Below are 20,482 nucleotides of genomic sequence, written 5' to 3'. Positions count from 1 at the left end.
ATGGATAAGGAAAAACTGTTTGCTCAGATCAAGGGCGGTCTGATCGTCTCCTGTCAGGCACTGGAGACGGAGCCCCTGTACACGAAAGAGGGCGGCGTGATGCCGCTGATGGCGAAAGCCGCCGCCATGAGCGGTGCTGTGGGCATCCGTGCCAACACCGTGCGCGACATTACCCAGATCAAGCAGGTGGTGGATCTGCCGGTCATCGGCATCATCAAAAAGGACTACCCCGGCACGCCCATGTACATCACCGTTACCATGAAGGAAGTGGACGAGCTGGTGGCCTGCGGGGTAGACATCCTTGCCGTGCAGGGCACCGGTGCCCTGCGCCCGGACGGCTCCACCTCCGCCCAGTTCATCCGCACCATCAAGGCAAAGTACCCCGACCAGCTGGTCATGGCCGACTGCGACAACTTTGAGAATGCCATGGCCTGCGCCGAAGCCGGTGCCGACTTTGTGGGCACCACCATGCGCGGCTACACCCCGGAGACAAAAGGCATTGACGATATCGACTTTGATTTTGTCCATAAGCTGGCCGCAGAGTGCCCGGCAAAGGTCATTGCCGAGGGCCACATCCACTACCCGGAGCAGGCGGTCAAGGCGCTGGAAGCCGGTGCATTCGCACTGGTGGTGGGCGGTGCCATCACCCGCCCGGCAGAGATCACGGCCCGCTTTACCGGTGCCATCAACGCCGCAAAAAAGTAAAATGGAGTGTGCCGGATGAAACAGTATTTTGGCATTGATATCGGCGGCACAGCCGTCAAGCTGGGCATCGTGGACGAGACCGGCAGGGTGCTGCTCAAGGGCGAAGAGAGCGTGAGCTTTGACGGCTACCAGACGCCTGTTCTCACCACCGTGCGCAGGGCCGCAAAGGAGTTTTTGACTGCAAATTCCATCCCGGTGGAAAGCCTTGCGGGCATCGGCGTTTCGGCCACCGGTCAGATCGACAGCCGCAAGGGCATCGTGGCCGGTACCTGCGGCAACTTTCCCAATTACATCGGCAGCCCTATCAAGTCTGCGCTGGAAGAGGACTTCGGCCTGCCCGTCACAGTGGCCAACGACGCCAACTGCATGACGCTGGGTGAAGTGTGGGTCGGCGCCGCACAGGGCTGTACGGACGTGATCGGTGTGACCCTTGGCACCGGCGTGGGCGGCGGCATCCTGACCGGAGGCCATTTGTTAGAGGGTGCACGGGGCCTTGGCGGTGAGCTGGGTCACTACCGCACCCACGCACTGGACGGTGTGGACTGTACCTGCGGCGCAAAGGGCTGCTGGGAACGCTACGCTGCCACCACCGCGCTGGTGCGCGCCGCACAGGAAAAGAGCCCCGATTGGAAGGATGGCCGCGCCATCTTTGCCGCAGCCGAAGCAGGCAACGAGACAGTTCTTGCCCTGCTGGACCACTGGACGGACGAGATCGCACAGGGCCTTGCAGGCATGGTGCACATCTTCAACCCGCAGCTCATTCTGATCGGCGGCGGCGTGAGCGCGCAGCAGAAACTGCTGATCGAACCCATTGCCGCAAAGGTGAAAGCATCGGTCATGCCCGCCTTTGCAGAGGGGCTGGAAGTACGTGCCGCTCAGCTGCACAACGACGCCGGTATGGTGGGCGCAGTGTACTACTTCCGGCAGACCATGGAAAAGGAGTAATCATATATGAAAACACATATCCTCTGTCTGGGCGATTCCAACACCCACGGCTACTGTGCCGACCCGAACGACTGCGCCGACCACGGCATCCGCTTCAATGAAGAGGAGCGCTGGACCTGCCGCCTGCAGAAGGCGCTGGGCGACGAATACCTTGTGACCGAAGAGGGTCTTTCCGGCCGCACCACCGTATTTGTGGACCCCATCCACGAATCTATGGATGCCCTCAGCGTTATCTATGCCCTGCTCAAGAGCCACGAGGTCATCGACCTGCTCATCATCATGCTGGGCACGAACGATGTGAAGGAGCGCTTTGGTGCCAATGCCGCCTGCATTGCTGCAGGCATGGAGCGGCTCATCCTCAAAGCAAAGAGCGTAGACTGCTGGGGCACCAAGCAGCCCAACATTCTGGTGGTGGCACCTCCTCCCATCGGCGCAGGCTTCCACGACGCTGTGATGGGCGATGGCTGTGTGGAGAAGTCTGCCGGTGTGGCAGAGCAGCTCCGCATCATCTGCGAGCGGCAGGGCGTGCACTTCCTGGACGCAAAGGACTGCGAGTTCAACAAGGTGGACTTCATGCACCTGACCCGCAAGGGCCACGCACAGCTGGCGGAGCTGCTGGCTGCAAAGGTTCCTGAGTTGGTTTAATTTCATCTTTTGTCCCCTCGAAAGAGGGGACTTTTATTTTAATATTTTTTGTAGAGCACAGTCGCGTACTTAAAGTTTCGCGCCTTTTGCAAAGAACATCTCCGCCGAGTATGTACTCTTTTGCGCGCACAAAAGAGTACCAGAAAGGACGGCGGTGCCCGCAAGGCATGAAAGCCCCAGTGGGGCTTTTAAGCCGCAGACCGGTTTGCAAAGCAAATGCCGCGTGTTCAGCGCGGCAAGGTCTCCGCTACTTTCGAGGCGCGGGAGGCGGCGGGTTGCGGCTTCCTGCGTCTGCTTCGTGCCTTGCGCGGCACTCGCATCCTGCAGGCCGCTGCCCCAACAGCTCCTCCCTGTTTCGGCCGCTGGCCGCGGTCGTCGCCGTTGCAAACTAGGGGCTACTCGCCCCTAGTAACCCCAAAGCAGTTGGGCTCCATACAAAAAATCCAAGTCGCTACGCTAGAGGATTTTTTGTGTTCCGCCGATTTAAATATTCCCCGCTTGTAAACAGCCATAAAATCGGCTATACTTTCCGCAGAAAGAACCATTGAAAGGAACTGTGCCATGCCTGAACTTTTAAAAGCGCCTGTCACCCCTGCTCAACAGGCAAGAGATGCCCTTTTAGGTGCCCTTGTGGGCCTTGCAAGGGCCACCACCAACGAGCCCAAAACGGACGACACCGACGAGGTGCTGAACGCCGGTCTGCGCCTTGCCGCGCAGCCGGATGCACCGGAGGAAAGGCTGCAGCGGATGCTTGCCATCGTCCAGACTGAAAAGCACCGCGTTGCCCCGGGCTGCGCCACCTGTGCCATGCCCTGCGGCAACACGAACGATTACGATTTTGTCCGCCTGTGGGCTGCGCCCGAGAGTATCCGCACCCTCAAGCTGCAAATGCTTTCTGCCGCGTTTGCGCTGGCCCAAAAGCGCCCGCAGGGTCAGGCGCAGGCCGCCGTTTATCAGCTGCTGTTCACCCTTGCCGAGGACTGGGACGAGGAGCTTCTCACCCCTGTTGTGCAACACGCCGAGGAGCTTTGCCGGGAGTAAATCCGGGCCGGAAAGCCGCCGCTTTTACCCGCCGGGTTTGTAGCGGGAGCGTTCTCGGCGCAAACCAGAAAGGTCCGCCTTTTTTGCGTGTTTTTGTGGCAGTTCCGTAATACTGTTGCATCAAAATGCATTCCAGTGAGTTTCACACCCGATTTCCTGCCTTTTTCCGAAAGTTTTTTGCAAAAAAGACTTTACAAACCATTTCTAAAAACTTATTATATAAGTAATATATTTCATGGAGCCAATGCTGTGCAGCCCCCTGTGCAGCATTCAAATACGATCAAGGAGGGGTTTATCTATGCCCGAAAAGAAAAAGACCGCAGCGGCTGCTCCTGCTGTGGAAGCTCCTGCCGCTGAGGCCAAGGAGTCTAAGACCCGTAAATCTGCCAAGGCCCCTGCACGCCGCGGCCGTCCCCCGCTTGCACCGGAGCTGTACGTGGAGTTCAGCGGCAAGCAGTATAACGTGACCGATATCATTGACCGTGCCAAGGCCGATTACCGCGCTACCCACAAGGTTGGCGTGCAGTCCTGCAAGGTATACGTCAAGCCCGAGGAAGACGCTGCTTATTACGTGATCAACAAAGTCTCCGGCAAGCTGGAGCTGTAACTTTTCCTGTCTTCTTTTCTCCTGCTGCAAAGCACTCCGCACCTATTTTGCGGCAGGTTGTCCGTTCCCACACAAGGCTCCATTTTAAACCGTAAAAAAAGCTGCCCTGCATCCAAAAATGCAAGGCAGCTTTTCATTTTACATCAAACCATCTTTTCCAGAACGGATAATGCTGGATCACGGGGTCCGGGTCCGGGATCTCGAACACATAGCGCTCGGTAGCGTTGATCACGGTGGTCTTGCCGCGGGTGCACACGCGCGGCAGCTTTGCATCATAGTTCAGGTGCACATGGCCGTGCACGAACCACTGCGGCTCGTATTCATCCATCAGATCATTGAAGCACGCAAAGCCCTTGTGAGCATGATCCGTGCTGTCGTTCAGGCCAGCCGCCGGGGAGTGGGTGAGCAGCAGGTCGATGCCGCCCACATGATGGGCCTTGCGCCAGAGTTTGCGCACACGGCGGCGCATTTCCCTTTCCGTATACTGGAAGCTGTCCTCCCGGTTATTGTAGCGGATGCTGCCGCCCAGTCCCATAATGCGCAGGCCCTTCCACACATACACGCTGTCGTCCACACAAATGCATCCGCCAGGTTCATTTTCCCTGTAACTGCCGTCGTGGTTGCCGTGGACATACAAGATGGGCGCAGCCGTAAAGTTCGTAAGATATTCCAGATACTTCTGCGGCAGATCCCCGCAGGAAAGGATCAGGTCGATGCCTTCCAGATGTTCGCGGGTACCGTAGTCCCACAGTGCTTTAGAGGGCACATCCGAAATTGCAAGAATTTTCACATCGGTTTGCTCCGTTCTCTCTCGGCCTGAGGGCCGCTTATTTCACAAACCCTTTCAGGGTATTGAGGCCGTTGATCGCCATAAGCACATGCGTTTTTACATCCAGTTCATCGTAGTGCGGCAGCGCACCTTCCACGCATTCGTCCAGCCAGTCCATCTCCATCAATTCCTTGGGACTGTAGACCACGGCCTCCGGCGAGTGCAGCACATGCCCCTGCGCGTACAGGTCTTCCGGGAAGATGCGCAGGTCATCCTCGTGCAGCATCTTTTCCATCAGGTCCAGCAGCTGTAAAGTGCCTGCGGGCAGGTCTTTGCTGTAATCGATCTCCTCTGCGCCGCTGCGCATGCCCCACCAGTAATTCACCGCCCGGGCACCGGCAGCATCGCTGTCCCATGCACCGTCAAAAATGGAGCGGATGATCTCGATATAAAACGTATCCCACCGCCACACCGGCAGGCCCAGCGGCTGCAAACTGCCGTCCGGCATGCGGCGCACAAGGCCGTAGTCCCGGTGGGTGCCTTCCGGCTCCCGGTTATCGCGGGCATAGAAGATCTCCACATCCGGCCGGTCAGAGAAATCCAGCGGGTGTGCCGGGTCCGGCAGGCAGGCCCAGCGCAGCACCACCTTTGCGTCCGGGCGCACGGTCTTCAGGCCCTGCGCATAGGCGTTTACTGCCGCCGGGATGCCATACACCGGGTTTGCCGCCACATAGCCTACGCGGTCGGTCCTTGCCATCACGCCGGCCAGCATTCCCAGCAGATAGGTCACTTCATACGTGCGGGGATAGTAGGTGCGCACCAGCGGATGCGGCGCGTTGAGCGAACAGTTCAGGATGCGGGTCTTGGGATGCTGGGCCGCCACCTTCAGGCAGGCGGTATGCATCCGGGCACTTGAGGTGAACACCACGTCGGCATTGTCGTGAGCCACATCCTCCAGCACCTGCTCCGCGTCCACCTCAGGCTCGATGTTCTCTTTGCGGGTGATAAATACCCGGTCCGGGAACGCCTGCTGCAGCGCTTCGATGCCCTTGTCGTGGGCACGCACCCACGCGCTGCTCTCGGCATTGTACTCGTGCAGGAACACCACCTTCAGCTCGCTGGGCTTTGTAAAGATGTTCAGCTTTGCCAGCAGCGGTTCGCCGGGGCCCTGCTTCGGCTCCAGCGAAAGGGCCACGGCCTGCGGCTCGGTGAGCACCTTCACCTCATCCCACAGCTTTTCCAGATTCTGCTTCATCTGGCTGGGCGTGCTCTCGCAGGCATCCGCGTAACGGTAGACCGACAGATACACCAGCATGGCATCGCCGGCAGTCAGATTCAGTCCGCCGCCGCCCAGAGCCAGAAACTGCTGGCGGAACATGGTATAGAAGGAGGAAAAGCTCAGCCGGTCATCATCCGTCCAACTTTCACCGCTGGCCTTGCACACCAGCGTCTGCAATTTTGCGTAACCCCCCAGACGGGAGAAATGCACATCGTTGACCTTGGAGAGCTTATAAAAATCCAGAAATTCGTAGTAGATACGGTTTTCCAGACTGTCGTTCCGTTCCGGGACGAGCCGCGTGACCGTGCCCGCGATCCTGACCGCATCAAAATACTTGAGCACCGATACCCGCTTGTTGCCTTCCTGCACATAGAATTTGTTCAGGAACTCGTAGGCGATGATGGGGGTGTGGATGCCCTCTTCCAGATGTGCATCGCAGAGGTTTGACCACTTGCCTGCAAACTCGGTGTCCGGCTCCAGCAGGGGCATAAAGTTCGGTGCAAAGGCGGTGTGACGGCCGCTGGTCTTTGTGCCGACGATGCTTTCCGCCGGGATCTCCACAAGGCCCAGCGGCTCCTGCGCCACGATGTTCACATTGACCAGAATATCGTCCAGCACCGCAAGATACGGCGACTGGCCGCGCGCCACACAGGCACGGTAAGCACGCTGGCCGCTCTTCAGTGCGTTCTTGTAATCTTCCAGCATAGTTGCTCCTTTTTCTCATCTGCAATGCGCTGCAGCCAGCTGCCGCAGCGTCCTTCTTTAGTATACCATGAAATTTGATTTTATGGGAGGATTTTCCGCACAAAAGAGTTGATTTATCCTGCAGTTTCAGGTACGATAATAGAAAGCAAACAATGATAGGAGCATTCTTTCCATGCAGACCGAACAGATCCCCGTACTCAAGGCCGACGAATATCCCGGCGGCATCTGGTATTACGAGCCGCATACATATCAGCCTTACCGTTACGTACTGGGCCGCGTTGGCACCCACCCGCTGGTATGCATTGGCATCAACCCCAGCACCGCCCAGCCCGGTGCGCTGGATCCCACCTTGAAAAGTGTGGAGCGCCTTGCCGCCGCCAACGGCTTTGACAGCTGGATCATGTTCAACGTGTATCCCCAGCGCGCCACCGACCCTAACGATATGGACCGTGTGCCGGACCGCGCCCTGTGTGACGAAAACCTGCGCTGGCTCAAAGCCGTTCTGGCCCAGACCGAACCCACCATGTGGGCAGCGTGGGGCACGCTGATCGAAAAGCGGGACTATCTGCCCGGCCTGATGCGGGAGATGGTGGCCCTGACGCGGGAGCGGGAGATCCCGTGGGTCACCTTTGGCAGGCGCAGCAAAAAGGGCCACCCCCACCACCCGCTGTACCTGCGCAAGGATTCCACCCCGGAACCCTTTGATGTGGAAAATTATCTGGACACCTGCTTTTAATTTTTCAGGTGCTCGATGCGGAGGGATCTTTTTTGACCGCAGAACATTATCACGCCCTGCACAGCTGGATGGATGCCCACCCCACAGCCAAGCGCTGTGTGGTGGCACTGGACCGCTGGCTGCCGCTCATCCCTTTTGTATGTTATCCGGTGCTTCTCTGCCTGCTGAACGTCCGGCTGTTTCGGCTGCTGGGCAGTCAGCGTCAAGCCGCGCTGGACCTCACCGCCGTCATTGCGCGGACGGTGTTCGTGCCGGGGCTTACCTTCTGGGGCGGCACCATCCTGCGGGACAGGCTGAACCTGCCGCGTCCCTATGAACAGCCCGGCTTTGAACCGCTGCGGCACAAGGAGACCCGGGGACACTCCTTCCCATCCCGCCACGCGCTGAGCGCTTCCGTGCTGGCCATGGCATGGATGTATTTCTACCCGAAGGCGGGCTGGGTGATGGTGGGCATCACGGTGCTCATCTGTGTTGGCCGTGTGCTGACCGGCGTGCACCATATCCGCGATGTCGTGGGCGGAGCCGCGCTTGGCTTTGCTTTGGGCTTTGCTGGCATGTGGCTGCTGTAAAGCAGTGCTTTGCGGGCTTTGAAAAAAGAAAAAAGATTTTTGCATTTTTTGCTTGACAGAATGGGACCTGTATGGTATTATACTTCTCGCAGCGTGTGCCGACACACAGCTGCCGCCATAATGGAACCCATGGGATTACAACGTGCGCCCGTAGCTCAGGTGGATAGAGCAACTGCCTTCTAAGCAGTGGGCCGGGGGTTCGAGTCCCTTCGGGCGCATCTATGTGGTGCCCATAGCGTAGTCGGTTAACGCGCCAGATTGTGGATCTGGAGACCGTGGGTTCGAGTCCCACTGGGCACCCCACCAAAAAATCCGCTGATGCTTTGCATCGGCGGATTTTTTTATTTGGCGGGGTGCCCTAGTGGGGCTCGAACAAGGCGGCTCTGACGCATCAGCGGCAGAGCAACCAACAGCCCAGTGGGCTGTTGGTTAGCCTGCGGGTTCCAATCAGTAGGAATGTCTACCAAGACAAATGCTGTGCTGATGCTTTGCATCGGCGGATTTTTTTATTTGGTGGGGTGCCCAGTGGGACGAGAACAGCAACGACGACGACCGCGGCCTGCGGCCGAAACAGGGAGGAGTTGTTGGGGCCGCGTTCTGATTTTTCAAAGCCCTGCCAAGGGGCTGCGGAAAAATCAGCAAACGCAACCCGTAAGGCCCTGACCGTCAGATTCTGCTGCGGGTTCCATCCCTTAGGAATGTCTACCGGGGAACCTTCTGCCGCTGTTCAAAACAGCGGATTTTTTTATTTGGTGGGGGTATCCCAGTGGGACTCGAACAGCACGCCATTATTTTCTGCTAAAAAAGCATGTGCAGAACACCTCTGGCCGGAACGGCTCCTGTGTGCTCTGCACATGCTTTTTATTGTTTGGTATCCACCCGAACGGTCAGCGCCTCATCTGCTGCAGGATCTGTGCGATCTCTGCGCTGGAATAGCCATCCTGCCGCAGTGCGGTGCTGATGCTGGTATCGCTCTTGCCCTGGCTGCGCATCAGCATGGCCATGTAGGGCACCGTCACATTCCGGGAGGTGTCACTGCCCAGACGGGTGGCAGTGCCCGTGCTGCGGCTGGCTGTACCGGAGGACGTACTGCCCGTGCCAGTGCCGCCAGTCTTACTGCCTGCCGCCGTGCTGCCAGCGCGGCTTGCTTTCTGCGCTGCATTGGACTTTTTCAGGTTCCACTCGCCCAGTGCGATGTTCAGCTTCTGGCTTGTGACATCGTTATTGAATTTCTGCTGGTTGAGTTTGTCCTGATACTCCCGCTCGCTCGTCTCGTTCTCGTAGCGCTGCTGGTTCAGGCTGTCCTGATACTGCCGCTCTTGCAGCTGCTGGTTCCACTGAGTGTCCGCACGGTCTGCCTCGTACTGACGGTTGCCGGAGTAGATGTTGTAACCGGTATTCAGCAGGCCGCTCAGCATGGAGCCAACGCCCGTGGTGCCGCTGAGAACGATCTGCACCGCATCGCCCAGCACACCCAGCACGGTCATCACATTGCTGAACACCTGCTGGCGGCGTGCTGCCTGCTGCTGTTCCTGCGCGGAGTAATAATCGTGCAGGGTGCCCAGCTGGCTCAGATAATCCTGATACGCGCCGTAGTCCTGCGCATAGGCGTTGTTGTATGCTTCGCCCTTCTGCTGCAGCTGGGTGTAGTAGTCCGAGAGCTTGTTGTTGTACTGCTGCTGGGCATCCTGTTCGCTGTTGTTCAGCTGATCCAGCTGGCTCACCAGCTCGTTGCCGCCGCTGGTATACGTATCCAGTGCCAGACTGTACAGCGTGGGGATGGCGCTGCTCAGCGCACCGATCTGCTGCTGATACGCCTGCTGGGCGGCGCTCGTGGCATAGCTGGAGCCATAACCGCCGGTCAGGGCTGCAGCCTGCGCCGCAGCATCTGCGCTGGCATTGCGGGCGTTCTGCAAATAGTTCTGCTCGTACTGGCGGTAGAGCGGATCCTTGGTGTAGCTGTACTGGAAGCTCTCACGCTGCAGCAGCTGGTTCAAAAGCTGGTCGATCCGCTCCTGATAGCTGCTCTGATAATCGCCCGGGCGGTTTGCCTGCCACTCCTTCAGCGCATCTGCGGCATCCGTCACGGTCTGGCTGGGCTTGTAGCTGGAATTTGCCAGCGCGTTTTCCACCTCCGAGCGGCTGTCCAGTCCCGCTGCCGAATAGCCGCTCTGCACGGCAGGCTGGCCGCTGCCCTCCGTCTGCGCCTGCACAACGGCAAGCGCTTCTTCCTTTTTCTTTCTGTTTGCCATATATGATCCTTTCCTTATAAATTCTGCAGTTTCGTGCGCATCTCGTCGGACATGTTCTCAACGTCCAGATTGCTCAGCACATACTGCAGCTGTTCCTGCATTTGGTACAGGTAGCTGCGCAGGGCACGGGCATCCTCCGGGTCCATGTTCTCGCTGAGCTTGGGCAGGCCGATCTTGTTAATGCCCATCACGCTTGCCATTCGTCACACCTCCCCGCCTGCAATGCCGCCCTTGGCAGCGGCCATTGTTTTTGCAATGCTGCGCAGGGTGATCTGTCCCCTGCCCTTCAGGCGCAGCCGCAGGGTGCCGTGCCTCCGGGGCACGAACGGCAGATCAAAGCTGCGCCGCTTGTCCTGTGCCGTCAGGCTTGCCACCGTCTCCCATGGGCCGCCGTCATAGCTGGCGGCCACCTCCACCGTACTGCTGCACTCGGCATCCAGCCGCAGCGTCAGTCGGGAAAGATACCGGTCCTCGGCCCCGTCCAGCCCAATGTCACCAGTGGTCAGCTCAAAGTTCAGCTTTTCCTCCACACCGTCGGTGGCCTGCCAGTCCGCTTCGCGGCTGGGATCTGCGGCCCACAGTGCCTGCCCGTCCCACAGATAAAGCTGTCCGCCGGTGCTGGTCATCTCGTAGGAACACACGTTTTCTTCGCTCCAGAGCGCGCGCTCGGTATCGTACACCAGCAGCCTTGCCGTATTTTCGCCTGCCGCCGTGCGGGCCACATGCAGGTAATAGCGGCCATCCAGCGCACTGCCCACCGCGCTCTGCACATTGGCCAGTCGGCCCGAATCCAACGCGCCGGACACTTTTGTTGGAATGCTGCCGTCCCATGCCATCACTCCGTCCGGCGAAAGATAATAGAGCGTCTCGTTCAGCACACACAGGCTGCGCGCCGCGTTTTTGGCAACGCCCCGGCAGCGCAGCGAGGTGAGCTGAAAATCCGAAGGCTTGGAGCCATAGAGCTTGTGCAGTGTGTTCTCCTTAAAGAACAGCGCATAGCCCATGCATGTGGCCGCGCCGGTAAACGCACCATCGCTGCCCACCGTCACTGCGTAGCTGTCTGCCGCAATGCCCCGGTAGGAAAACCAGTTGGTGGGGTCGCCTAAGCGGCAGGCATAGATCACGTTTTCCTTGCTGCTGCAGCCCCATACCCGGTTGTCGCACTCGGTAACGTAGTCCAGATCCGGCACGCGGCGTTCCATCCGCACCGGCGTGCTCACCGCAAAGCTGCGTGTCTCCTTGCCGTCCAAGCTGGTCCACTGGGCGCTCTCGGCGCTCTGCACCAGCGTGCCGTAAACATGATCTCCCTCCGGGCTTACCCGCACGCGCAGCCCGTTTTCCAGCACATCGTAAACTACCAGATCCCCGTCCAGCTTTGTCCACATGCCAGCCTGCTGTGCTGCCGTGCCCTGCACGGTCACGGTGTCCCACTGGGCAAATAGCCTCTGCGCGCCCGCCGCTGTGATGCGGCAGTATTCCAGCGGCACTGCCGTCCAGTTGCCGGAGGATGCGCTGTACTCTTCCAGTGTGCTGGTGCTGGCCCATGGGTGCTCCTCGTCCTCCACCTTCAAAAAGAGCTGTCCGTCTGCAGGCTTCTCCGGTTCCTCCTTGCCGTAACCGCTCACCTCGTAGGCCTTGCCCGCAGCATCGCAGGGTGCAAACTGCACGCTCTGTCCCTCTGCCTGCCATACAGCTCCCAGTGCCGAAACACTTCCGTCCGCTGTATCAAAGGCTACCTTGTCCGGGAAGATCAGGATTTTTGTACCAATGCCCACCAGTGCCTTTTTGCCGTCGGTCACTGCCTCGGTGCAGGTCACCGGGTTCGCGCCGTCGGCATCCGGCGTGTAGATCAGATCCTTCCCGCAGACGGTCAGCAGCCCGTTCAGATGATACATGCCGTTCAGCCCGGTCAACTCCCTCAGCTTGCGGCGCGGCTTGCGGGTGCTCAGCGCCGGGAAATCCCGGGCAGAAAAATTCACGCCCGCGCTGTACTCTGCTTCCGAGCAGGCATAGGTCTCGTTCAGCCCGCCGAATACCCGCACAAGACTGCGGCTGTTCTGCAGCTTCGCTCTGTTTGCCAGAACCATGCTCTCACCTCCTTACCAGCGCCACTGGGCACCCGTCAGTGTCGGGTAGCTGCGCCGCAGCCACGCCGCCAGATCTGCCAGCAGACTGTTGTACTGGGCCTGCTCCCCGACGTAGCGGTCGGTCTCACCAAGGGCCGCATCGGTCATGGCACACAGATAATGCGGATACAGCGCATCAAAAGGTGCCGGTGCCAGCAGCACATCGTCGTCCTGCAGGCTGTCGTCCCATGCAAGGTCTGCGCCCACATCGTCGTATGCATCTGTGATGCTGTTTTTAAAAAAGCGTTCCCGCAGCATCGCGTCTGCTTCCTTCAGCCACGCCTGCCGGGTGGCCAGCGCAATGCGGCTGCCCGGGCGCAGCTCTTCGGCGCGTTCCAGCGCCTGTCCTACGGTCATATGCTCACTCTCCTTTTTATAAAGGCCCGGCCGGGCAGGCTCCCCAGCCGGGCTTTTTGTCTGTTTCGGGTTTACTGGGCGGCGTTTTCTGCCGCCGCAATGCGGGCGGCGGTCAGCTCATCCTGCATCTGGCTGTGCTCCAGCACCTCGGCCACTTCGGGCGGCACTTCCACCTCCACGCCGCGGCGGATCTTATAGTTCACACCGTTCACGCTCACGAACAGATCGCCCTTGTAGCGGCTGTTATCCTTGAACAGCCGGATGCGCACATTTTTCTTTTCAGCCATGGCTCACGCCTCCTCAGTTTGCAGCAGCGGTGGCGGAATAGCTGGACGCACTTTCAATGCGCACCATGTACTGCTCCACCAGACGCTCTGCCGCACGCATGCCCTTCCAGCCCACGGAAGCGCGCTGGTTCAGCGGGTCGTCGCCGTAGCCCAGCTGCTTGACGATGTGCTCCAGACCGCCGCCTTCCAGCTCGGTCACGCCGTAGGCGTGGGCACCCAGCACCAGCGTGCCGAACACAGCCAGACCGTCCGGGCAGGTGGAATCCTTCCAGATCTTGGCCTCGCTGGTCTCGATGAAGCGGATGTTGCCCAGCTTGCCGATCTCGCCGCGGAACATGGTGTCCGGGTCTGCGTACTTGTGCACCTCAATGAACTCCTTGCTGGTCTTCAGGTCGTAGGCAGCGTAGGGGTGGATGATGGCAATGTAGCTGTCGCCGATGGGGTCGGCGTTCATCGCGCCCAGCTGCGCCGCTGCCTGAAAGAACAGCTTCGGGGTCAGGGTGCAGGTCTTGTCCAGTGCCTTGCGGCTGGCAACGGCAGTCTCGGTGCCGCCTGCGGCCAGCTTGGGCGCATAGATCACATTGGTGCCGCCCGCCAGCACATCGCGGGTAATGCTGTCCATGGTGCGGCCTGCCTGACTTGCCAGCACACGGGTGGCCTGCACCACATTGTTGTCAATGGCGGTCATCTGCAGCACGTCGGTCAGCGGAGTCCAGCCGCCGTACTGGTGCAGATCGCTGGTGATGGTGGTCACATTCAGTGCCTGACCGTTCGGGGTCACGCCCTCGGTCAGCGGAGTGGATGCCTTGGGCAGGCTGTCGTACTTGCGGAACTCAATGGTCTTGCCGCCGTTCTGGGGCACAGGGTAGTAGTCCGCAAACTGGTCGTGCACCAGACGCGGCTCTGCCTGATCGATCAGGCGCTTCTCGTAGAAGGTCTTCATCTCTTTCGACATGGTAGCGGTGGTGTTCAGGTTTTCCGCAAACAGCTGGATGTTGAAATTCTTGTTCATGCTCATATTCCTTTCTCTTGTAAAATATTCACAATTCGATCTGTGCTCCGTGGAGCACACGGCGTTCCAGTGCTTCTCGCTGGGCGCGGGTCATGCTGGCTACATCCGGGCGGACGGTAGCCGCGCCGCCGGGCCGGATGCCGTTTTCGGTGGGCCGTGCGGCCCGCTGCTGAATGCGTTCCACCACGCCCTGCTCCACAGCCTGCGCTGCAGTGCGCAGGTTTTCGTCGTAGTGGGCCAGACGGTACGCATCCCGCACCCTCATGCCGGGCAGCTGCATCAGGCGGCGCATCTCCGGGCTGCGCAGCTCGTTCTGCAGATCAAAATCCGGCTGGCTGCGGCGCATGGCCGCTTCCTCTGCCGCCCAGCGGGCATGCAGGCTGTGCACAGCAGCCTGTGTGCTGCGGGCAAAGCTGGACAGCGGCGGCAGTTCCGGGCGCTGCACAGGCAGTTCCTGCCGGGGCTTTTCCGGCTGCAGCTCTACGGTTTTCTCTGCCGAGGCCTGCGGCACAGCGGGCGCTTCTTTTGCTTTGTCCGGCTTCATGGTGCCGGAGGCCACCGCCTGCCGGGTCTGCGCTTCGCTCAGGGCAGGGGGAGCGGCTTCTCCCTCTGCAAAGAGCTGTAGCATAAAGGTTCCCCACGGGTTGCGGCTCCCAGCGTCCACTTCGTGCCTTGAGCGGCACTCGTGTTCTGCTGGCCGCTGCCCCAGCCTCGGCTCCCTGTTTCCGCCGCAGGCGGCGGTCGCCTCCGCTGCAAACAGCTGCAGATCCATCATGCTCTCCTTTCCTCTGCGGCTCACATCTGCAAAGCGGACATTCTCCGGGTAGCGTTCGGCCAGCAGCACAAAGCAGGCTTTGGCCAGCTCAAAGGCACCGCGCACCCATTCTTCGCAGGGCGCATCCACGCTCACTGCCAGACGCGGGCCGTCCGGCTCATCAAAGGCTTCGCTGTGGGCGTTCTCTTCCCCGGCCAGCAGGTACACAAGGCCCTGCATCACGGTGCTGGCTCCTGCACAAACGATGTCCTGCCCGGCAGGCGCATAGCCTGCATGACCGGCAGCTTCCAGCCGGCAGCTCAGCCCGGCGGGGGTATCCATCTCGCTGTAACAAACTTTCATCATAAAATTCACCTCCTTTTTAATGGATGTTCATGGCACGTGCAGCGGCGGCCACCGGCAGGGCATTGCCAAGGCCCGCCAGCTTTACCGCCTGCCCGTCCTTCTGCGCAGACGCACCGCCTGCACTGCGGGCCGGTTCGTCAGGCCCGGTGCCCTGCTGGGCGATCACCGCCGCCATCTGTGCCATCTGCTGCTGCATCCTAGCCAGCTGCTGGGCAAGGGTGCCGTTCTGCCGCACCCTCTGACGCACCTTCTCAATGCCTTCAAAGTCCATCATTTCCAGTGCCGCAAGGGCGGCATCGGCATTTTCCGGCTTGAAAAATCCCAGCTGATAGCACTCCTTGGCCGTCTCGTTCTGGGAAAGACGGCTGAAGGTGCTCTTCTTGGCGGCGCTCACCACGATGTCAAAGATCGGCTCCCGGCTGCCCAGTTCCACGCCGCCCACGCTGCCGCCGGGCACCGCCCGCAGCGCCTGCGCCGAGAAGGGCACGAACCGGCTCTCGCCGCTTTCGCCCACGATGCGGAACACCCGCTGCTCGTCGTAGAACTGGCGCATCAGCTCGATGATGAGATAGCACTGCTTTGCAAAAGCACGGTAGGCGCTCTTGAGCATATCGCGGCTGAGTTTGCTGCCTGCCTCCTGCAAGGCCGCAATGGCGCTGGCTGCGGTCACACCTCCGGCAGTGCCGCCCTGCGTCATGTCCCGGTTGCCGCTGATCTCCTTCAGCTCTTCAATGCGGCTCTGGCGGTAACTCAGGCTGTTGCCCTGCAGGCCCGCCGTCTGCAGCGGACGGAAACTGTCGTCGTTGAGCCGTCCCACCACATGCACGATGTCCCGGCTGAAATCGGCCAGCTCTTCCTCGTTGACCCCTGCCGTGTCGCTGAGCACATACCGCTGCTTTGCACTCAGCAGCACGTTCTCGTCCATGGCATGGTTCATCTTGTCAATGGCCGTCTGGCAGTCCTTCATCACATCGATGTAGCCAAAGCCCGCCGGGCTGTCCTCCTCCACGAACAGCGGGTCAAAAACAAAGGGGTACTGCCCGTGGTCATACAGGCCGCTTTCTGCCAGCGCCGGGTCGTTCTGGCTGGCGTACAGCACCACGCCGTTGCAGAACTTGCAGTAGTGCAGCACCATGCGCCCCGTTTCATCCGGGCGCTTGTAGTACCAGTCCACCACCACGCTCTTGGAGCTGGTGTCCTGCCCTTCATCGTGGATGTACCGGGGCACGTCCAGCACGCTGGCGGTGTGTCCTGCCAGCTGCGGGTACTGCGCGCACAGCCGGGCCGTGTCCTCAAGGCTCAGGCTGAAAAAGTCCGGCGATGCCTGAATATCCGCCACGCCCGGCTCCCAGTAGAGCATCAGCAGGTTCACGCTGCGCACCGCAATGTCGCCAATGCCGCCGCGCATTGCAGGGTCCCAGAAGATACCGGTCACGCCGGTGCCCTGTTTGAGCTTGCGCCACCAGCAGTCGCTGTACACCTGCTCGTAGTCGGCCTGTTCCAGCACCACCGGCAAAACGCTGGAAAGTGCCCGTGCGGTGTCCTCGTCATCTGCCTCTCGGGGCAGCACGTTCGGTTCCGGGTAGTTGTCCATGGCATCGGCGTGCTTGTTGGCAATGCTGTTGAACAGCCACCCGCTGGAAGGCTGAGCCTTGCCGGGCATCATGGGGTTCTGGTAGTTCTTCCAGTGGCCCATGCGGAACCACAGCTCGTTATCCACAATACGCTTGTCCAGCGCAGCCTTGCCCGCCTTGTACCGCTGCAAGGTCTGCATGGCCTCGGCCACCTGTGCTTCACCCACGGGCAAAGCTTCGTTCTCGTAATCGTCCATTGCGTTTCTCCTTTAAATTCTGTAAAATCTTGCCCGCTTGTGCAGGTTCAGCGGGTCGTCGGGCATGGGCGGCGCAGCACAGCGCACCGGCGGGCTGATAGGGTTCTCCATCAGCACATAGCGGCACTCGTCGTAAATGTGATCCTCCTGCCGGGTGTCGATGTCCTCCACGTTGCTTTCGTCGTACACAAGGTTCGGGATCGTGCGGATAAAGTGCTTGCAGGTATTGAACACCTGAAACATCGGCCTGCCGTCCGCATCAAAATTCAGCCGGTAGTGGAACTGCATCTTGCCCGCAAGCCGGGTGTTGTCGCCGGGGGACCAGCGCAGGAAGTTCGGGCTGCGCTCCATCATAGCGGCAATGCTCTCGCCGCGGCTCTCATCAAAGATGGCCGGATCGGCAATGCCGTGGATCACCCTGCCGCGCAAAAGCGGGTCGTTCTGCTCTGCCTCCCGGATGCGCCGGGCCTGTTCCACCGGGTCGATGCGCAGGCCCTCGTTCGGCCTGCCGGTGCAGCCGTACAGCTCCTTGATGCGGTACAGCCGCCCCTCCTCGTCCGCTGCGTACCACCCCACCGAGAACGGCTTGGAAAAGCCAAAGTCGAACCCGCGGTAGATCTGCCAGTGCTTCGGGATGGTGAACGGTGCGATCACATGGGTCCAGCGCTGGTCTTCGTAGCGGGCCGGGTCGTTGCGCCATTCGGTAAACACCTGCCCGGAAAAGCTGTCCCAGCTGCCGTAGAGCAGCGCCTGCTTTTCTGCTTCCGGCATACTGGCAAGGCTTGCAAGGTAGCCGGGGTCGTTTGCCAGCAGGGCGGGGTTATCAAAAATGCTGGAAGGGATGAACACCCGCGCCCGCTGCAGCTTCTGTTCGGTGCCGTCCGGCAGCTTTACCGTGTATTCTTCGGTGATAGGCGTGCCGGGCGGTGCGGGCGTGATGAACCGTGCCTTCACCCACCCGTGGCCGATGCCGCCGGGATTGGTGGTGGCCCGCATGTACACCCGCGTGCCCGGGCCGGTGGGACGGTTGCGGCTCATCATGTAGCTGTACTCTTCCCATTCAAAGTGGGTCAGCTCGTCAAAGCCGATAAAATCGAAGGCCTTGCCCTGATAATTGGTACGATCCTTGGTGTACTGCATGGAGCCAAAGTAAATTTTTGCCCCGCTGGGGAAGTTCCACACATGGGCCGTGGCGTTGTACTGTGCCTGCGGGAACGCCCTGTGGTAGTACACCTGGCTCTTGTCCACCAGATCAGAAAGCTGCGGGTAGGTCTTGCGCAGGATCAGCGCCCGGTAGTGCGGAATGTGCACCTGCCGCAGCGCTTCGATCACCAGCGCGTCGCTCTTGCCGCCGCCTGCTGCACCGCCGTACAGCGCTTCCGGTTCCGGGCGGCTCATAAATTCGGCCTGCCGCGGCTGGGGCCTCCAGACCACCGGCACTCTTGCTTGTACAATGCTCATGGTTCTTCCTCCACCGTCGGCAGCAGCACCACGCCGCACTCCGCTCCTTCTGCCTGTGCCCCCTGATCGTTCAGGGTCTTGGCTACACCGGCCAGATCCTTGAGCACCGCCGTGGCCTCCTTGAGGTCTTTCATGGTGCCTGCTCCCGATGCGCCTTCCTTTTTTGCCGCCTTCTGCCGGGCATTCAGTTCCCGCACCTGCTGTGCCAGCAGGGTGCTCAGGGTGTCCGTGGCTCGGCTCAGGCTGGCCAGCCCTCTGGCCTGTTTTGTCTGCCCCATGGTGTTGGGTATCAGCTCCTTTCCGCCCTGGTGTGCTGGGCTATGGCAAAAGGATACCACTGGTGCTGCTTTCCCAACAGTGTGCACTTTTACAGGGCCATAGCGTATATTTTAAATTCAGAAATCCGATTCGTATACTTTTATCCCTTGTAATTCATCGCTGTTTCGTATCTTTTCAAAAGCAGTGTTTTTTCTCCATCAAAATTTGTGGCAGACCCGCAGAAAACCTTCAAAGTCATACTCATTTGCGATTTTTGGACAGAAAATGAAAAAAGTGTGTTTATTTTGTGGACAAATGCTTTTGTAAAATGTTACAATAGGTTCTGTTCTTTCCCGTCCCACGCACGGACGGGATGTTTTATCTGAATCAGGAGGTTCCTCATGTTAGAAAACATCTTTCATCTGAAGGAGAACCACACCGATGTCAAGACCGAGATCATGGCAGGTATCACCACCTTCATGACCATGGCTTACATCCTTGCGGTCAATCCCAACATCCTTTCTGCTTCCGGCATGGATTCGGAAGCCGTTCTGATCGCCACCGCGCTGGCATCCTTTGTTGGCACTGCGCTTATGGCTCTGCTTGCCAACTATCCGTTTGCACTGGCACCCGGCATGGGCCTGAACGCCTACTTCTCCTACACGGTCGTTCTCACCATGGGCTACAGCTGGCAGTTGGCCCTGATGGCCGTCTTTGTAGAGGGCATCATCTTCATCGTGCTGTCCCTCACCAATGTCCGTGAGGGCATCTTCAATGCCATCCCCATGACCCTGAAGAGCGCCGTCAGCGTGGGCATCGGCCTGTTCGTTGCTTTCGTTGGTCTGCAGAACGCAAAGCTGATCGTCAACAGCGATTCCACCCTCGTCACCTACCAGCACTTCAAGGGCGACACCTTCTCCAGCGTGGGCATGGGCGCGATCCTTGCCCTGTTGGGTATCGTGATCACCGCCATCCTGCTGGTAAAGAAGGTCAAGGGCGGCATCCTGTACGGCATCCTTATCACATGGGTGCTGGGCATCCTCTGCGAGATCGCCGGCATCTATGTTCCCAACCCCGACGCAGGCATGTACTCCGTTATCCCCACCGCCTTCGTTAGCTTCGACTTCTCCGCGCTGGGCAAGACCTTCGGTCAGGTATTCAAGACCGACTTCTCCGGCGTTGGCATCCTGAACTTCTTCGCCGTCATGTTCTCCTTCCTGTTCGTTGACCTGTTCGATACTCTGGGCACCCTGATCGGTGTTGCCTCCAAGGCCGACATGCTGGACGAGGACGGCAAGCTGCCCCACATCAAGGGCGCACTGATGGCCGACTCCATCGCCACCTGCGCAGGCGCTGTGCTGGGCACTTCCACCACCACCACCTTCGTCGAGAGTGCTTCCGGCGTTACCGAGGGCGGCCGCACCGGTCTGACCGCTATGACCACCGGCATCCTGTTCCTGCTGGCCACCATCTTCAGCCCTCTGTTCCTCACCATCCCGTCCTTTGCAACGGCTCCGGCCCTGATCATCGTGGGCTTCTACATGATGGGTTCCGCCGTCAAGATCGACTTCAATGACCCCAGCGAGGGCATCCCCGCCTTCCTGACCATTCTGGCCATGCCCACTGCCTACAGCATTTCTGAGGGCATCGCCATCGGCGTCATCTCCTGGACCCTGATTAATCTGGTCACCGGCAAGGCCAAGGAAAAGAAGATCAGCCCCCTGATGTATGTGCTGACCGTGCTGTTCATCCTCAAGTACGTGTTCCTCTAAGCCGC

The 20,482-nt window shown here is 59.7% G+C and carries 20 protein-coding genes and 2 tRNA genes; 10 read left to right on the top strand and 12 right to left on the bottom strand.

Translation table 11 applies throughout. The features are described from left to right. From GKG36_RS02845 to GKG36_RS02825, 5 genes are all read left to right on the top strand, one after another. On the top strand, positions 1 to 705 hold the full coding sequence (locus GKG36_RS02845; RefSeq protein ID WP_097781539.1) for an N-acetylmannosamine-6-phosphate 2-epimerase: 705 nt from the start codon (positions 1 to 3) through the stop codon (positions 703 to 705). Positions 706 to 720: 15 nt separating this feature from the next. Then, positions 721 to 1,650, top strand: a complete 930-nt coding sequence (locus GKG36_RS02840) for an ROK family protein (protein ID WP_097781538.1) — start codon at positions 721 to 723, stop codon at positions 1,648 to 1,650. A gap of 6 nt (positions 1,651 to 1,656) precedes the next feature. Then, complete coding sequence (locus tag GKG36_RS02835; RefSeq protein ID WP_154259013.1) at positions 1,657 to 2,295, top strand: GDSL-type esterase/lipase family protein; 639 nt, start codon at positions 1,657 to 1,659, stop codon at positions 2,293 to 2,295. A gap of 561 nt (positions 2,296 to 2,856) precedes the next feature. Continuing rightward, positions 2,857 to 3,336 carry a hypothetical protein gene (locus GKG36_RS02830; protein WP_097775090.1) on the top strand — a complete coding sequence of 160 codons (480 nt, stop codon included), beginning with the start codon at positions 2,857 to 2,859 and terminating at the stop codon, positions 3,334 to 3,336. 298 nt (positions 3,337 to 3,634) lie between these two features. Beyond that, positions 3,635 to 3,943 carry a DUF6465 family protein gene (locus tag GKG36_RS02825; protein ID WP_005944609.1) on the top strand — a complete coding sequence of 103 codons (309 nt, stop codon included), beginning with the start codon at positions 3,635 to 3,637 and terminating at the stop codon, positions 3,941 to 3,943. A gap of 133 nt (positions 3,944 to 4,076) precedes the next feature. Here the strand turns inward: GKG36_RS02825 and GKG36_RS02820 are convergent, their stop codons facing one another. Together GKG36_RS02820 and GKG36_RS02815 are read right to left on the bottom strand one after the other, a co-directional pair. After that, entirely contained in the window at positions 4,077 to 4,733 is a 657-nt protein-coding gene (locus GKG36_RS02820) for a metallophosphoesterase family protein (RefSeq protein WP_005944611.1), read from the bottom strand. Positions 4,734 to 4,770: 37 nt separating this feature from the next. Next, positions 4,771 to 6,696: a BMP family ABC transporter substrate-binding protein gene (locus tag GKG36_RS02815; protein WP_154259011.1), complete on the bottom strand. Its 1,926-nt coding sequence runs from the start codon at positions 6,694 to 6,696 to the stop codon at positions 4,771 to 4,773. Positions 6,697 to 6,868: 172 nt separating this feature from the next. Here GKG36_RS02815 and GKG36_RS02810 point away from each other — a divergent pair, with 172 nt between their 5' ends. The 4 genes from GKG36_RS02810 to GKG36_RS02795 all read left to right on the top strand — a co-directional run bounded on the left by GKG36_RS02810 (position 6,869) and on the right by GKG36_RS02795 (position 8,304). Then, entirely contained in the window at positions 6,869 to 7,432 is a 564-nt protein-coding gene (locus GKG36_RS02810) for a DUF1643 domain-containing protein (RefSeq protein ID WP_005944615.1), read from the top strand. 32 nt (positions 7,433 to 7,464) lie between these two features. Then, on the top strand, positions 7,465 to 8,001 hold the full coding sequence (locus GKG36_RS02805; protein ID WP_243138972.1) for a phosphatase PAP2 family protein: 537 nt from the start codon (positions 7,465 to 7,467) through the stop codon (positions 7,999 to 8,001). Positions 8,002 to 8,145: 144 nt separating this feature from the next. Continuing rightward, positions 8,146 to 8,219: transfer RNA gene (locus tag GKG36_RS02800), tRNA-Arg, on the top strand. A gap of 8 nt (positions 8,220 to 8,227) precedes the next feature. Continuing rightward, positions 8,228 to 8,304: transfer RNA gene (locus tag GKG36_RS02795), tRNA-His, on the top strand. 584 nt (positions 8,305 to 8,888) lie between these two features. Here the strand turns inward: GKG36_RS02795 and GKG36_RS02790 are convergent. From GKG36_RS02790 to GKG36_RS02745, 10 genes are all read right to left on the bottom strand, one after another. Next, the gene (locus GKG36_RS02790) at positions 8,889 to 10,253 is read right to left on the bottom strand and encodes a cell envelope biogenesis protein TolA (protein ID WP_154259008.1); all 1,365 of its coding nucleotides are present in this window, start codon (positions 10,251 to 10,253) and stop codon (positions 8,889 to 8,891) included. 14 nt (positions 10,254 to 10,267) lie between these two features. Then, entirely contained in the window at positions 10,268 to 10,453 is a 186-nt protein-coding gene (locus GKG36_RS02785; RefSeq protein WP_005944623.1) for a hypothetical protein, read from the bottom strand. A 3-nt stretch (positions 10,454 to 10,456) separates the two neighbouring features. Then, positions 10,457 to 12,340, bottom strand: coding sequence for a hypothetical protein (locus GKG36_RS02780; RefSeq protein ID WP_120120597.1), 1,884 nt, complete (start codon positions 12,338 to 12,340; stop codon positions 10,457 to 10,459). Positions 12,341 to 12,352: 12 nt separating this feature from the next. Then, the gene (locus GKG36_RS02775; RefSeq protein ID WP_005944627.1) at positions 12,353 to 12,736 is read right to left on the bottom strand and encodes a hypothetical protein; all 384 of its coding nucleotides are present in this window, start codon (positions 12,734 to 12,736) and stop codon (positions 12,353 to 12,355) included. Positions 12,737 to 12,807: 71 nt separating this feature from the next. Next, a complete protein-coding gene (locus GKG36_RS02770; protein WP_097775085.1) occupies positions 12,808 to 13,023 on the bottom strand; it encodes a hypothetical protein in 216 nt (71 codons plus the stop codon). A gap of 13 nt (positions 13,024 to 13,036) precedes the next feature. Beyond that, on the bottom strand, positions 13,037 to 14,041 hold the full coding sequence (locus tag GKG36_RS02765) for a N4-gp56 family major capsid protein (protein ID WP_154256053.1): 1,005 nt from the start codon (positions 14,039 to 14,041) through the stop codon (positions 13,037 to 13,039). A 22-nt stretch (positions 14,042 to 14,063) separates the two neighbouring features. After that, a complete protein-coding gene (locus tag GKG36_RS02760; protein ID WP_154259007.1) occupies positions 14,064 to 15,155 on the bottom strand; it encodes a ribosomal-processing cysteine protease Prp in 1,092 nt (363 codons plus the stop codon). Positions 15,156 to 15,171: 16 nt separating this feature from the next. Beyond that, a complete protein-coding gene (locus GKG36_RS02755) occupies positions 15,172 to 16,986 on the bottom strand; it encodes a hypothetical protein (protein ID WP_154259005.1) in 1,815 nt (604 codons plus the stop codon). 12 nt (positions 16,987 to 16,998) lie between these two features. Beyond that, positions 16,999 to 18,447 (bottom strand): phage terminase large subunit, encoded by a 1,449-nt coding sequence (locus GKG36_RS02750; RefSeq protein ID WP_097775082.1) that lies wholly within the window; start codon positions 18,445 to 18,447, stop codon positions 16,999 to 17,001. Further along, positions 18,444 to 18,725: a chemotaxis protein gene (locus GKG36_RS02745; protein ID WP_097775081.1), complete on the bottom strand. Its 282-nt coding sequence runs from the start codon at positions 18,723 to 18,725 to the stop codon at positions 18,444 to 18,446. The genes GKG36_RS02750 and GKG36_RS02745 overlap by 4 nt, the downstream gene beginning before the upstream one ends. A gap of 381 nt (positions 18,726 to 19,106) precedes the next feature. Between GKG36_RS02745 and GKG36_RS02740 the strand changes: the two genes are divergently transcribed. Next, complete coding sequence (locus tag GKG36_RS02740; protein WP_120120600.1) at positions 19,107 to 20,477, top strand: NCS2 family permease; 1,371 nt, start codon at positions 19,107 to 19,109, stop codon at positions 20,475 to 20,477. Positions 20,478 to 20,482: the final 5 nt, after the last annotated feature.

The sequence above is a fragment of the Faecalibacterium sp. BIOML-A1 genome (assembly GCF_009679715.1).
GTDB lineage: Bacteria > Bacillota > Clostridia > Oscillospirales > Ruminococcaceae > Faecalibacterium > Faecalibacterium taiwanense.
This window is presented reverse-complemented; position numbering and strand designations above follow the sequence as displayed.

Bases quoted from the DNA above. Each gene is read 5' to 3' on its own strand.
- GKG36_RS02845 (WP_097781539.1), top strand. From the start codon at position 1: ATGGATAAGGAAAAACTGTTTGCTCAGATCAAGGGCGGTCTGATCGTC.
- GKG36_RS02840 (WP_097781538.1), top strand. From the start codon at position 721: ATGAAACAGTATTTTGGCATTGATATCGGCGGCACAGCCGTCAAGCTG.
- GKG36_RS02835 (WP_154259013.1), top strand. From the start codon at position 1,657: ATGAAAACACATATCCTCTGTCTGGGCGATTCCAACACCCACGGCTAC.
- GKG36_RS02830 (WP_097775090.1), top strand. From the start codon at position 2,857: ATGCCTGAACTTTTAAAAGCGCCTGTCACCCCTGCTCAACAGGCAAGA.
- GKG36_RS02825 (WP_005944609.1), top strand. From the start codon at position 3,635: ATGCCCGAAAAGAAAAAGACCGCAGCGGCTGCTCCTGCTGTGGAAGCT.
- GKG36_RS02815 (WP_154259011.1), bottom strand. From the start codon at position 6,696: ATGCTGGAAGATTACAAGAACGCACTGAAGAGCGGCCAGCGTGCTTAC.
- GKG36_RS02810 (WP_005944615.1), top strand. From the start codon at position 6,869: ATGCAGACCGAACAGATCCCCGTACTCAAGGCCGACGAATATCCCGGC.
- GKG36_RS02790 (WP_154259008.1), bottom strand. From the start codon at position 10,253: ATGGCAAACAGAAAGAAAAAGGAAGAAGCGCTTGCCGTTGTGCAGGCG.
- GKG36_RS02785 (WP_005944623.1), bottom strand. From the start codon at position 10,453: ATGGCAAGCGTGATGGGCATTAACAAGATCGGCCTGCCCAAGCTCAGC.
- GKG36_RS02780 (WP_120120597.1), bottom strand. From the start codon at position 12,340: ATGGTTCTGGCAAACAGAGCGAAGCTGCAGAACAGCCGCAGTCTTGTG.
- GKG36_RS02775 (WP_005944627.1), bottom strand. From the start codon at position 12,736: ATGACCGTAGGACAGGCGCTGGAACGCGCCGAAGAGCTGCGCCCGGGC.
- GKG36_RS02770 (WP_097775085.1), bottom strand. From the start codon at position 13,023: ATGGCTGAAAAGAAAAATGTGCGCATCCGGCTGTTCAAGGATAACAGC.
- GKG36_RS02765 (WP_154256053.1), bottom strand. From the start codon at position 14,041: ATGAGCATGAACAAGAATTTCAACATCCAGCTGTTTGCGGAAAACCTG.
- GKG36_RS02760 (WP_154259007.1), bottom strand. From the start codon at position 15,155: ATGATGAAAGTTTGTTACAGCGAGATGGATACCCCCGCCGGGCTGAGC.
- GKG36_RS02755 (WP_154259005.1), bottom strand. From the start codon at position 16,986: ATGGACGATTACGAGAACGAAGCTTTGCCCGTGGGTGAAGCACAGGTG.
- GKG36_RS02750 (WP_097775082.1), bottom strand. From the start codon at position 18,447: ATGAGCATTGTACAAGCAAGAGTGCCGGTGGTCTGGAGGCCCCAGCCG.
- GKG36_RS02745 (WP_097775081.1), bottom strand. From the start codon at position 18,725: ATGGGGCAGACAAAACAGGCCAGAGGGCTGGCCAGCCTGAGCCGAGCC.
- GKG36_RS02740 (WP_120120600.1), top strand. From the start codon at position 19,107: ATGTTAGAAAACATCTTTCATCTGAAGGAGAACCACACCGATGTCAAG.